Genomic DNA, 12,502 nt, shown 5'->3' with positions numbered 1-12,502 from the left:
ATATTTCTAGACACGAAACAACATAAAGGAGAGGAATGGAATGCTAGAAAACTTATTATCACTACTTGATCGATATTATGATGAAATGGTAGAAATCAGACGACATTTACATCAACATCCTGAATTATCTTTTAAAGAATATAAAACTGCGAATTATATAGCAGCTTATTATGAAAAACTTGGTGTTACAGATGTTAGAACAGATGTAGGCGGAAATGGTGTTGTCGCAAAAGTTCATGGTGCTAAACCTGGTAAAACTGTTGCTTTGCGTGCAGACTTTGACGCGTTACCAATTCAAGACGAAAAAGAAGTCCCTTACAAATCAACCGTTGAAGGTGTGATGCATGCTTGTGGTCATGACGGTCATACAGCAACACTTCTCGTACTAGCAAAAGCTATACACGAATTACGAAATGAGCTATCGGGTACAGTTGTTTTTATTCATCAGCATGCTGAAGAATATGCACCTGGTGGAGCAATTGCTATGATTGAGGATGGTTGTTTAGATGGAGTAGACGTAATTTTCGGTACACATCTTTGGGCATCAGTTCCTGTAGGTACAATTGAATATCGTGTTGGACCAATTATGGCTGCGGCGGACCGATTTGAAATAAAAGTTCAAGGTTCTGGTGGGCATGGTGCTCAACCTCATCGAACGAAAGATGCTGTTGTTACAGCCTCTCAGTTAGTCTTGAATTTACAACAAATCGTAAGCCGTTACGTTAATCCCGTTGAACCTTCTGTTATTTCCGTAGGTAAATTCGTTGCAGAAAATGCATTTAATGTTATAGCTGATACAGCATCCCTCGAAGGTACTGTTCGAACGTTCAGCGAAGATGTACGTGATCAAATAGAGCGTGATATTGACAAGGCTGCCTATGCAACATGTGCATTGAATGATTCAACGTATACGTATAAGTTCCACCGAGGATACCCTGCTGTGATAAACCATAAAGAAGAAACAGAATATTTAGTTAGTGTTGCCTCAAATTTAGAGGAAGTGAAACATGTAGTTGAAACGGAGCCTCAAATGGGCGGAGAGGATTTTTCCTATTATTTACGACACGTAAAAGGGTCATTTTTCTTCACTGGGGCTAAACCAAAAGGAGTAGAGGAGGCGTATCCTCATCACCACCCTAAATTCGATATAAACGAAAAGGCAATGCTTGTCGCTGCCAAAACACTTGCAGCAGCTACTATAAATGTTCATGCAGAAGCTAAAACTGCTACAAATGTGTAATTGAAATATAAGTAACTAGCGTAATCCGCTCCATACTTATTTTCCTCCAGCATTAGCAAAAAACTCGCAAAGGTAAGGAAGGCCCGAAAAGTTAGAGCTATTCTCTAACTTTTCGGGTCAACAACCTAATTGCGAGTTTTATTCATTATTCTCATTCGATAACAGTTCATTGCCGTTTTACCTAATTGGTCTAATAAATTAAAGTTAGCATATGCCCCGACTACAGCTCCGAAACCCGGTACCATTTGAAATAATTTTACTAAATCAAGAAAATCTCGATATTCTTGTTGAAGAGTTCGCCAATCTAGTTCTTTTCTGTCTTCCACTTCATTCTCCCAATTTTCAATGATTGTTAATACTTCTTTACGATGTTCCTCACTTGAGAAAGCTAATTGAAAAATATAGAGGAGAAACAATCTTTCTTCGTACTTTTTTGGATCAAAGCCATATAGTGAGCATGCTTCAAATAAAAATTTAATCTTTATAGATAATAAGAGTGGAAAATCTGCTAAGCCTAACAGTATTCCACCAGCACCAGTTCCTGCTCCTTCAGCTGCTGCCGTTCGTTTAAATTTATCTAATTTTTCTAGTACAAGCTTTTCCTTTTCTTCTAGTGTAAGACTTTCTATATCGTCCCGCTTTTTTGTTGTTATATTACTTCCCGCTAGCGTTGCTTGGACCATCTTTTTAATACTTTCCGTTATGAAGTGATGGACTTTTTCTGGGATGAAACTATTTACTTTATTTTGAGTATTTTTGGATAGTCTTTTAAACATATTTGGTTTGCTGGATAGTTCTAATTTCCACTTTTCCATATCTCGCAATACTTTTTGTTCATAGTTCATTCTTAAACCTCCAAATACTTTGTACTATACATACGTAGATTTAGTAAAAAAGTTTCAAAAAAACACTCAAGCAGGCATCGGGCACGACTTGAGTGTTTCTCTTGTTTTATTGTTAGTCCGCTCCTCTTCGCTACGGACATAAGTCTCCCCCGGGCGTGGCTTGAGCCTCCTCCTCGCTTACGCTCGTGCGGGGTCTCAAGGCTCACGCTACTCCCGCTGGAGTCAAATGTCCTTCGCTCCGATCCACTCACGGTTCTAAAGTCTGTTAAACCAACTTATAGGGTAGGTCAAGACCGACATATCCTATTTTCATGCCCTATGGTACAATATTTCATTTTCATCGGTGTCTACCTAAGATGGGAATGTACTTTTGAGAATTTCGTTATATAGATTGTACTCTTTTTTTGGCTGAGTATTGAACGTAAAGGTACGAGAATGCAATTCCACCTATTAATACGATTATAAAATGGGTGAATGTTGCAGTAATAGCAACAATTAACGATAGGATAAAGGTTTGTACTATTAAAACGGATAAGAGCAAACTTAAAAATGATTTATACTGCTGCTCTTTACTTAATGGATATAAATTTAACCATAATTTATTGTAGTGATATCTCCACATTGGAACTAATTGAAATGCTGTCAAATATAAAACAAACAATGGCACTATATACGTTCCATATCCAACTGGTAGAAAATTGAGTAATACAACTCCTATTACAAGTAATCTTAAGAACAACCCAAAATAATCGCCTGACCTTAAAAATGTACGTGTATACAAATAAAGATAACTATTATCTTGTTTATAGCTAATAATGGATAAAATACTATCTAACCATTTACGTCTCTTTACCTTTTCTTTTAAGCCTGGAACATCTACAAACAGATTAGCTACACGATAAAAAAGTTGAGCTCGTTTCGTTTCTTCATTTATAAGATATTCCCATTTCCAAGTCATATTCTTAATTGTTTGCTGGAAATACACTAACATTAACAACATAATAATCATAACAGCAATGATGTACGCTAAATTGGCTCCGGTAAATAGTAAATAAATTAAAGTGAAATTAATAATAAGCCGAATGCCATGATCATAATAACGGACACGTTTATCTGTGTAAAATCCCATAATCCAACTCATCCACAAATTCCAACTTTTCACCCCGATAAGCATTATTAAAATGACTAATACAGGTTGACTAGCCGCACCTGTTACTTTTAAATATAGCGGGACAGAAACGCCGAAAACAATTAATAAGAAATAACTTTCTAATGCGATTGAAAAGAGAAACGATTTCTTAATGTAAGGTTTTAACTTTTCTTCTAATGGAAGTAAAAATACTATATCGGGCTCCTTTAAAAACGTACGGATGCCCCCTCTCGTTAAAAGTAACGCTAATATTATCCCCATTAAAACGGCATATGGAAAAGTTGTCGGTACTACTTGTAGCCAATTTTGATAAGTAAGGGCAAGTCCACTTAAAAGAAAAATCATGACAATGACTAAATGGTCATTAAACATATATTTTAAATAACTACGTGATTCCTTTAAATATTGAAGAAACCTTTTTTTCCAAAACTGTTCTGTATTAAACATTGCTATCTTCCTTTGTTAATTGGATATATAAATCATCAAGAGAAGCTGCCGGCATATTAAACTGCTCTCGTATTTCAGCTAAAGTACCTTTTGCTCTTATTTCGCCATTATGTAAAATTACAAAGGAATCACAATATTTTTCTGCTGTTGCTAAAATATGAGTTGACATTAAAATTCCTGCCCCACTATTTTTAGCTTTTTCCATTAATTCAAGTAAAGAATTAATAGCTAATGGATCTAATCCAACAAAAGGCTCATCGACAATATAAAGTCTCGGTTCAACTAAAAACGCAGACAAAATCATTACTTTTTGTTTCATTCCTTTTGAAAAATGAGCAGGAAACCATTTTAATCTTTTTTCCATTCTAAATTCCTTTAATAACGGATGTAACCTCTCTTCAAACGTTTGCTTCGATAGCCCGTAAGCCATCGCCGTTAATTCTAAATGTTCGTATAGTGTTAACTCATCATACAATATTGGTGTTTCCGGAATAAATGTAAACTGCGAACGAAATTTTGTTACATTATCCTTAATAGAATTACCATCAATCGTAATGGTTCCTTTTTTCGGCTCCATTGTACCAATAATATGTTTTATCGTAGTACTTTTGCCCGCCCCGTTTAAACCGATTAGCCCTACAAGCTCTTTTTCCTTTACGGAAAATGATATATCTTTTAAAACGGCTTGGTTCGTATAACCACCCGTTAACTCATTTATTTCTAACAAATTTGTCATGTTTTTTTTTTCACTCCTTCAGAACTATCCGTGGATATTACTTTTAGCCACGGACAAATCATACCTTATACAAGATTACTACACAAATGATTCAAATTCCTGCGAATTGTCTTTTATTTTTCATCAGACTACAAAAAAAGTAAACATGTAACAAATTTCAACTTTTTTCTCAAAATTTATAAACCGAATGAATAGTTTATCCTTTTTCGTACACAATAATGAAGGAAGAGGGGGCAGCATTAAGCCGGTAACTTAACTGAAAATGGGGTGCTTGTCAAAGACAGGACCGTATTTATCGGAAGCTTCTCTAGACCGTTGCAGGACTTAACCATCTAAGTAACACCTAATGAATGGAATGAGGTGTTTGTGGGCGATACTTTTCGTTTCCATTAAAACATTAACATCATCTATTTATAAATGAGGTGTTTGTCAAAGACAATTTAGTCTAGTTCCAAGTTACTTTCGTTGTGTTAACTAAAGTAATAAGGGGATGGTAACATTGAATAAAGGAAGTAATCACTAGCATTTTTAAGTCAAATGAGGTGTTTATCAAACACAAGTTGTTTGTTCTTTAAAATGAAGTAGATTGCTTCTCTAATTCGAAGAGAAGCAGAAGTTTTGGATAATCGCCCTCTCTTCTAGCAGAGGCAACGTATGTTGCTTCTGCTTTTTCACTTTTAAAATACGTAGAGGCAACTGCTACATAATAAATATGGTTGCGAAGGAAAGCTGGAATTATTGCAAATAAAACACTTTCATACAACTTTATGATTGAATATGGTAAAATACAACAAAACAATGTGAGGTGAAAAGTTATGTCTGATTGTATCTTTTGTAAAATTATTAATGGCGACATCCCTGCAGCTAAAGTGTATGAAGATGAACACGTACTGGCTTTTCTAGATATTAGTCAAGTAACGAAAGGACACACACTCGTAATACCTAAAGTACATAAAGAAAACATTTATGAATTAACACCAGAACTTGCAGGGAAAGTTTTAGAAGTCGTACCTAAAATCGCAAATTCAATAAAAGCACAATTTGATCCTGTTGGCTTAAATTTACTTAATAACAACGGCGAAGCAGCTGGTCAATCTGTTTTCCACTATCATATGCACATCATTCCCCGTTACGGTAAAGGGGACGGATTTGGCGCAGTTTGGAAATCTAACCAAAGTGACTATACACCTGAAAAACTACAAGAAATTGCAAGTAGTATTAAAAACGGTATTTAAACCATTAGTAAGAGGCTGGGACAAAACTAAAATAATCATGATGAAAAACGAACAATCGGCAAACTAGCGGAGGAAATATACGTAGACTCCAGCGGGAGGAAAGGCATAGGTGAGAAGATAGCAGTGCTTTAGCACGAGGAGGCTCACCAGCACGAAAAGTCTCGATCTGGCCCGACAAGCATAAGACAGGCGCTGCAGATGGGCGCTCTTTGCCCAACGGAAGTGAATGTCTTATGTCTCGAGGGCCAAGCCGCCGTTACTAGACACGCCCGCGGAAAGCGAAGTATATTTCCGGAGCACTTTACCCGCAATTTTTTGTTCTTTTTTTCGTGGATACAATAGTTATGTCTCAACCTATTTTTTGAATTGTTAGAAAAATCCCCCCTTCCCTTTCCATCATTAAAGTAGTATAATGACAATATGTTATTCGCACTAGACAACGAGTGTACTAGTGGGATAGCAACAATAAATGAATAGAATAGTCGAGGAGAGATGAGAAATGAAAACAAAGACTCTAGTAGCATTAGCTTTATTAGCTGCCATTGGGACAGTTTTACATGCAGTAGTCCCTAACTTTATATTCGGTATGAAACCCGATCTATCACTAATTATGATGTTTATCGGAATTTTGCTTTTTCCTGAACGTAAAAACGTCTTACTAATAGGTGTTGTAACTGGTTTTATTTCCGCCCTAACAACAGGATTTCCTGGCGGACAAATTCCTAACATTATTGATAAGCCGTTAACAGCATTTGCATTTTATTTTCTATATTTAGCTTTAAAAAATTTCGATAAGCCATTAGTTCGCGCTGGTATTTTAACAGCAGTTGGGACAATTATTTCTGGTACTGTTTTTCTAACTAGTGCCTTACTAATTGTAGGTCTTCCTGGAGGAGCATCCTTTACATTCTTTTTCTTAACGGTTGTACTACCTGCATGTGCAATGAATACAGTGTTAATGGTTGTCATTTATCCAATTATTACTTCAATAGCCAAACGCTCAAACCTTTCTGTAGCGTTATAATACAAATATAAAAAACTAAGGTATTTTGCCTTAGTTTTTTGTTTTTACCCTTATATAAACTTTCCTCAATGTAATAATTAGAAAATCCAAAGGATAAGAATAGATAAAAGAAATAATATTCCTCCCGCTCCCCCTAATACGAGTGCTCTTTCTTGTAACACTTTTCTAGAAGGATAAACCCCCCCTCGTTTCGATGCTAGGAAGAAATTTACTCCCCCTAATAAAAAAATGATACTCAGTATAAAAAGAATCGTTTTAATAACCCCCATGCACTCGTCCTCCTTATACTTCATATGTATGCTTAAATGTCTATCTATATGTTGAGTATGTCCTTCTTTTTTCGGCCAGGATATATTTAACCGCTTTTTTTGTCATTTTTAGAAAAAATATTAAAAAAAATGAAGAATGGAAAAAGGATTATTGATTTATTTGTGGAATTATATAATAATCCTCTATAAATCCATTATATTTCAATAACAAAACTGAGGTGAAAATGATGAATGGCAAATCATTCATGTATGGTATAATTGTAGGAGGGGTGATAGGCTCCATCACAACATTACTTACAACTCCATCTTCCGGTAAGAAGATCCGAGATAACTTAACTGTTGCACAACAAAATGCAAAGGAATCTTACCAAGACATAGCGGGAGAAGGAAAGGTGTTAGCGAACGATTTTAAGAAAGCGATTACAGAAAGTTCAAATGTCATTACAAGTGTGGCCACGGACTTAAAAAAATCGGTTCAGCATTGGCAAAATGACGCTGCACATCATAGAAAGAATATTGAAGATAAGATGGAAAACATCCAAAAAGAACTGGAAGAACTTGAAAAAACAGTTAAACAAAATAATTTGTAAATTTTAACCTTTATTAATTATTATTTTATTGTCATAATAGGAACTAGTATATTAGTAAAAAGTAGGTGAGCAAAGATGAATACTAAAAATAAAGAGTACTCTTTAATTGAAGCTATGCTTTTTAGTCAACGCGTGGCTCAAGTTAGTAAAGCATTGTGGAAGTCAGTTGAAAAGGATTGGCAACAATGGATCAAGCCTTATGACTTAAATATTAATGAACATCATATTATATGGATTGCTTATCACTTAAAAGGTGCTAGTATATCTGAAATTGCTAAATTTGGAGTAATGCATGTTTCTACTGCATTTAATTTCTCAAAAAAACTGGAAGAGCGCGAACTCCTCCGATTCTCTAAAAAAGAAAATGATAAACGAAATACGTATATTGAATTAACATCTAAAGGCGAAGAAATGCTTTTAGATATGATGGAAAATTATAAGCCTTTTAATCATTCTACTTATAACGGTGCCTTACCATTAAAAGAATTGTATGGGAAATTCCCTGATTTCTTAGATATAATGTGTGTTGTGAAAAATGTTTACGGTGATGATTTCATGGACATTTTTGAACGATCATTTAACAATATCGAACAAGGATTTGAAGATGTTGATGGAAAAATTGTAAAGAAGAAAACAGAAGAAAAAGCGGAATTGTCTAACACTATATAAGATTTAATAGCTCCTTCGTTAAATCTCTATAAATATTCTGTTTATAAAGAGCGAATATAGTTTCCTCTTTAGGAAATTTTGCTGGTATTAAAGCATTCCATTTAGTGAGAAGCGGTGAAAATGTTACAAATCCATCCGCTTTTTGCTTTTCTAATTCTATGTTCAATTTTTCACATATTTCAAATAGTACTTCTACTTCCTCTTTACTAATCCCTCGTTTTATTACTAGTATGTCAAATGGATATAATTCTACATCAATATGCTTCATTAATAATTGCAGATGGTATTCAATTTTTGCCAATCTATCCTCTAATACTTCCATTTTTCTCGCTCCTAAATTTCCACATTCATAACACCTCTATTCTATCTGTTCTTCTTACATTTGCCAAATATTATTTAATGTTTATGTTTTTCAAGAAAAGAAAAAAGCTAGATTTATACTAGTCTAGTATTCTTTGAATTATCTCCATATCCATTTTTTCGAGAACAAATAAAACATGACAAAAAAAAGTGATTTTCGCTATTGATTTTTCCAATAAAACGTCGTAAAGTATTCTAATGATTTCTAGTTTTTATTTACTTTGGAAGGTGAATCTACATGAACTGTTGGAAGTCCATAAATATTAATAGACAATATGGAGTCCACCGCATCACAGGTGTTTCTTTAATTATTACATTACTAGCCTTTATTATGATCTTTTTATCTTTTAATCTAATATTCTCTCAGCAAGATGTTTCATCAAAATATTTTAGCTTGTTTTTGTTAGCGTTAATTTGCATACCAACTACACATAAATTATTTCATGCTTTACCAGTAGTACTATCGAAGAAAAAAGTATGCTTCTCATGGCGCTTACAATATTGCCTTCCGTTTTTAACGATTAAATCGGAACAACCTTTTTCAAAATTTCAATCATACGTTATATTTTTAATGCCTGTTATTGCGATAACAGCTATTCTTACAGTATTAACATTTATGTTACCAGCATATTTTCATTATATTTCTATTTTGCTCGCTTTTAACATTGGATTATCTGTTCCGGACTTTTTATATCTTAAACAAATAAACTCTGCACCAAGGGCTTGTCAAATTGAAGAAATTGAAAATGGTTACGATATATTAATAATGAACGAAGATTAGGTCTCTTCCATATTTTTTTGAAATGTCAAGCTATCTTTTCTTTTGTTTTTTTGTTATTGTTAAACTATAATAGCACGCCATTAAAGGAGGAGACCTGTATGGCTATCTTATTCATCCCGGTGGCTGTATTCATACTCTATTACATAAATAAACTGACGAACTCTTTATGTGAGCAAAAAGAAATTCCTGAAGAGCGACAAGAAGGTGTGTACCGGACTATTAACGTACTTATTACTATCTTATTAATCTCTTCTTATGTAGATATATTACTTTCGTCACAATAAGTTTATTAGGAGCATGAACACAATCAAATTTAATTTAATGAAAAAACAGAGATGAGAGCAAGCCTCTCATCTCTTTTTTTATTAATATAACCAAGCTGCACCTACGATTACTAACAAGATGAACAATACAACGATTAGCGCGAAACCGCCACCTGCATAACCTGACATTCCTTTTTCCTCCTTTATTTAATCTGACAAGTAATTAGTATAGCCATGCTGCACCTACAATTACTAACAAGATGAACAATACGACAATTAACGCAAATCCTCCACCTGCATATGGAGCACTCATTTTAGTAACACCTCCTTTTGAGAAGTTACAACCTGCATTTGCAACGTTCTTAACGAAGGCGTAGGCGATTTTAGCCGGCCTTACTTCATTACATGAAACCCTGGGAAGGATTACTGTAACAATGCCTTTTGTTTCATGTTTCTCTATATAAATATGTATTTGTCATATTTTTGATTGGACGTTTACCCATTTTTTTTAAATCCTTCATCATCTGTCCACAAGTTTTTTTTCTTATTCTCCATGTGATATAGTATGACTTGTAAATTTATTTAGTTGAGGTGTAGAAAATTGAGAAATTGGTACTTTTCCATACTTGCTGGATTATTATTAATTGGATTAGTTGCTTGTAACAATAATTCAATTAACGATAGCGAAGAAATTGCAGAAGAAACTGTTGTCGCTACTTCAACGGATGGTGACATTACAAAAGAAGAACTATATGAAGCAATGAAAATTAGGTTTGGTGAGGAAATTTTAAGAGAACTTGTATACGGTAAGGTGTTAAGCAACCAGATTGAAATAACCGATGAAGAAGTTCAGGAGCGTTTAGACGAATTAAAAGAGCAGTTAGGTCCCCAATATGAACTTGCCTTAAGAAATAGTGGATTTAAATCGGATGATCAATTTATCCCTACATTAACAGTTTCGATGCTTCAAGAAAAAATTGGGATGGAGGCAGTAACGGTTACAGATGAAGAAATAAAAGAATATTACGATCAGCTAAAACTTCCCATTCGAGCTAGTCACATTTTAGTGGAAGACGAACAGTTAGCACAAGAAATTAAAGCAAAATTAAACGAAGGAGAAGATTTTTCCGAACTAGCAAAAGAATATTCTACAGATGCTACCGCTGAAAACGGTGGTGATTTGGATTGGTTTGGACCAGGAAGAATGTTAACAGAGTTTGAAGATGCTGCGTACAATCTTGAAATTGGAGAAATTAGCGATATTGTAGAAACAATGTACGGTTACCATATTATTTTGCTTACTGATAAAGAAGAAAAGCAGCCATTCGATGAAGTTTATGAACAAATAAAAAACGAAGTACGACAAAATAAAGTGATGGCAGATCCTACAATCGTGGAGACTGCAGTACAAGAAGCACTAAAGGACGCCAATGTAAAAGTATTAGATGGACAATTAAAAAACACATTCACAACAGAAGATTAAAATTAATTTAGAGAAGAGGTTGTCCATTAGGACAACCTCTTCTTCATACTTCTCGTTGCCCTATTTTCTCCCAGTTAATACATGATTCCATTAAAATGGATAATACAACTCCCATAATTAAACCATTTGATAAAAAAGGTTGTAAAAGAATAGGTACACTACTTAATATTTCTGGAGATATGTTTAGTAAACATACACCTAATAGTACAGGTCCAGCTACTCGAAAAACAGTAAAAGAATTAAGTACAGTCCCATTTAAACTATTGTAAGCAGTTCCGAATAATTGTAAATAAGCAACAAATAAAACTGCGTTCCCAATTGTTACTGGCATCGTTGATAAAAAGTCACCGAACGGTGGAATTAAACCAATTAGCACTAACATTCCTCCACCAATAAAGAACGGATCTTTATGAAAAATTCTCGTACTTTGTAAAAAACCAATGGAAGATGTAAACGGTGTATATGGCACAAGACCAAAAACAGGTGACACGAATGCAAATAAGCCCGTTAGAAAAAACGATTTCCGATATTGACTATTATCTGCTTCTTCCTTAAATAAACTAGCGGCTGCTCTAATTGATGCGATTGTATTACTTAAATTTAGTACTCCAGCAAAAAATGCTACTGCCACAATCCCATACTGCAAATTAGGCTGTCCGAGCGGAAACAGCGAAATAGCAAAACCTGTTGATACAGGCTGTTCAATAAATTGAGGAAACAATAAGACATATAGTACCCATCCAACTACAATACCAATTAAAATCGAAAAATTACCGATAACTGCATTTCCTTTTATTTTTAATAAACTTACTAAAATAACGATACTAACAGAAAGTAAGCTCACTGGTACATTTAAAGACCCATCATCGGATACTTTAAGCATCCCTTGGAAAAAAATAAAGATGAGCTGAAACGTTAATAAAAATAAATATACAGAAGTAACCATAGGTGAAAATATTTTTTGAACATATTCAATTAAATTGAACACCGCAATAAAAACCGTAACAACACCTGCTAACAATATTCCTGTCGCGATCCCTCCACCAATTTGTTCGAAGCTCATACCTAGTGCTGAGGCAGAGATACCTAAGTTAAGCATAACACCCCAAAGCAAACCAGAATGACCTTCCATCAGGGGATACCTATGACCAATCCACCCTTGTAGAATACATGCTACACCAGTTAAAATAAGTGAACTACGTAGCATCATAGCAATTGTTTCGGTAGGAAGTTGGAAAATCGAGCCAAGTGAAATTGGTACAACTACCGTATTAGCAAAAATAAAAAAAAGCCATTGTACCGATGAAAAAATGGTCAATGAGTTAAAAATTCTATGCATTACATACACTTCTCATTCTTAATACGAGTGAACATTTGATAATATTCTCTTTTTACTCATTGTAACAAACT

Annotated in this window: 16 protein-coding genes; 8 read left to right on the top strand and 8 right to left on the bottom strand. The window is 34.3% G+C overall.

Annotation, left to right across the window (positions count from 1 at the left end; all coding sequences use genetic code 11):
- Window positions 1–40 precede the first annotated feature (40 nt).
- Window positions 41–1,240, top strand: a complete 1,200-nt coding sequence (locus BC6307_RS03990; protein ID WP_066420903.1) for a M20 metallopeptidase family protein — start codon at window positions 41–43, stop codon at window positions 1,238–1,240.
- Window positions 1,241–1,365: 125 nt separating this feature from the next.
- Here the strand turns inward: BC6307_RS03990 and BC6307_RS03985 are convergent, their stop codons facing one another.
- From BC6307_RS03985 to BC6307_RS03975, 3 genes are all read right to left on the bottom strand, one after another.
- On the bottom strand, window positions 1,366–2,085 hold the full coding sequence (locus BC6307_RS03985) for an EcsC family protein (RefSeq protein ID WP_066420902.1): 720 nt from the start codon (window positions 2,083–2,085) through the stop codon (window positions 1,366–1,368).
- 382 nt (window positions 2,086–2,467) lie between these two features.
- Window positions 2,468–3,682: an ABC transporter permease gene (locus tag BC6307_RS03980; RefSeq protein ID WP_066420900.1), complete on the bottom strand. Its 1,215-nt coding sequence runs from the start codon at window positions 3,680–3,682 to the stop codon at window positions 2,468–2,470.
- On the bottom strand, window positions 3,675–4,418 hold the full coding sequence (locus BC6307_RS03975) for an ABC transporter ATP-binding protein (RefSeq protein ID WP_066420899.1): 744 nt from the start codon (window positions 4,416–4,418) through the stop codon (window positions 3,675–3,677). Before BC6307_RS03975 ends, BC6307_RS03980 begins: the two co-directional genes overlap by 8 nt.
- Window positions 4,419–5,233: 815 nt before the next feature.
- On the opposite strand from BC6307_RS03975, the gene BC6307_RS03970 reads away from it, so the two are divergent.
- Window positions 5,234–5,653 (top strand): HIT family protein, encoded by a 420-nt coding sequence (locus BC6307_RS03970; protein ID WP_066420898.1) that lies wholly within the window; start codon window positions 5,234–5,236, stop codon window positions 5,651–5,653.
- Between the two features lie 499 nt (window positions 5,654–6,152).
- On the top strand, window positions 6,153–6,677 hold the full coding sequence (locus tag BC6307_RS03965) for a tryptophan transporter (RefSeq protein ID WP_066421569.1): 525 nt from the start codon (window positions 6,153–6,155) through the stop codon (window positions 6,675–6,677).
- A 77-nt stretch (window positions 6,678–6,754) separates the two neighbouring features.
- Here the strand turns inward: BC6307_RS03965 and yhzF are convergent, their stop codons facing one another.
- The gene (gene yhzF, locus BC6307_RS03960; protein ID WP_066421568.1) at window positions 6,755–6,946 is read right to left on the bottom strand and encodes a membrane protein YhzF; all 192 of its coding nucleotides are present in this window, start codon (window positions 6,944–6,946) and stop codon (window positions 6,755–6,757) included.
- Between the two features lie 224 nt (window positions 6,947–7,170).
- Between yhzF and BC6307_RS03955 the strand changes: the two genes are divergently transcribed.
- Both BC6307_RS03955 and BC6307_RS03950 read left to right on the top strand, forming a co-directional pair.
- The gene (locus BC6307_RS03955; protein WP_084380755.1) at window positions 7,171–7,536 is read left to right on the top strand and encodes a YtxH domain-containing protein; all 366 of its coding nucleotides are present in this window, start codon (window positions 7,171–7,173) and stop codon (window positions 7,534–7,536) included.
- A 75-nt stretch (window positions 7,537–7,611) separates the two neighbouring features.
- Window positions 7,612–8,205 carry an HTH-type transcriptional regulator Hpr gene (locus BC6307_RS03950; protein WP_066421563.1) on the top strand — a complete coding sequence of 198 codons (594 nt, stop codon included), beginning with the start codon at window positions 7,612–7,614 and terminating at the stop codon, window positions 8,203–8,205.
- Here the strand turns inward: BC6307_RS03950 and BC6307_RS03945 are convergent.
- Window positions 8,198–8,527, bottom strand: a complete 330-nt coding sequence (locus tag BC6307_RS03945; protein WP_066421561.1) for a DUF1878 family protein — start codon at window positions 8,525–8,527, stop codon at window positions 8,198–8,200. The two genes, BC6307_RS03950 and BC6307_RS03945, sit on opposite strands and share 8 nt — an antisense overlap.
- Window positions 8,528–8,803: 276 nt before the next feature.
- Between BC6307_RS03945 and BC6307_RS03940 the strand changes: the two genes are divergently transcribed.
- Together BC6307_RS03940 and BC6307_RS03935 are read left to right on the top strand one after the other, a co-directional pair.
- Complete coding sequence (locus BC6307_RS03940; protein WP_066421558.1) at window positions 8,804–9,346, top strand: DUF3267 domain-containing protein; 543 nt, start codon at window positions 8,804–8,806, stop codon at window positions 9,344–9,346.
- Between the two features lie 98 nt (window positions 9,347–9,444).
- Window positions 9,445–9,630, top strand: a complete 186-nt coding sequence (locus BC6307_RS03935) for a hypothetical protein (protein WP_066421555.1) — start codon at window positions 9,445–9,447, stop codon at window positions 9,628–9,630.
- A gap of 81 nt (window positions 9,631–9,711) precedes the next feature.
- On the opposite strand, the gene BC6307_RS03930 is transcribed toward BC6307_RS03935, so the two are convergent.
- Both BC6307_RS03930 and BC6307_RS03925 read right to left on the bottom strand, forming a co-directional pair.
- The gene (locus tag BC6307_RS03930) at window positions 9,712–9,798 is read right to left on the bottom strand and encodes a YjcZ family sporulation protein (protein WP_066421548.1); all 87 of its coding nucleotides are present in this window, start codon (window positions 9,796–9,798) and stop codon (window positions 9,712–9,714) included.
- Window positions 9,799–9,832: 34 nt separating this feature from the next.
- Window positions 9,833–9,922: a YjcZ family sporulation protein gene (locus BC6307_RS03925; RefSeq protein WP_066421542.1), complete on the bottom strand. Its 90-nt coding sequence runs from the start codon at window positions 9,920–9,922 to the stop codon at window positions 9,833–9,835.
- A gap of 288 nt (window positions 9,923–10,210) precedes the next feature.
- Between BC6307_RS03925 and BC6307_RS03920 the strand changes: the two genes are divergently transcribed.
- Window positions 10,211–11,092, top strand: a complete 882-nt coding sequence (locus BC6307_RS03920; protein ID WP_066421539.1) for a peptidylprolyl isomerase — start codon at window positions 10,211–10,213, stop codon at window positions 11,090–11,092.
- 43 nt (window positions 11,093–11,135) lie between these two features.
- Here the strand turns inward: BC6307_RS03920 and BC6307_RS03915 are convergent, their stop codons facing one another.
- Complete coding sequence (locus BC6307_RS03915; protein ID WP_066421536.1) at window positions 11,136–12,431, bottom strand: uracil/xanthine transporter; 1,296 nt, start codon at window positions 12,429–12,431, stop codon at window positions 11,136–11,138.
- Between the last annotated feature and the right edge of the window lie 71 nt (window positions 12,432–12,502).

It is taken from the genome of Sutcliffiella cohnii, assembly GCF_002250055.1.
Taxonomy (GTDB): domain Bacteria; phylum Bacillota; class Bacilli; order Bacillales; family Bacillaceae_I; genus Sutcliffiella; species Sutcliffiella cohnii.
The sequence above is the reverse complement of the archived record's forward strand: the minus strand, read 5'-3'. Positions and strand labels throughout refer to the sequence as shown.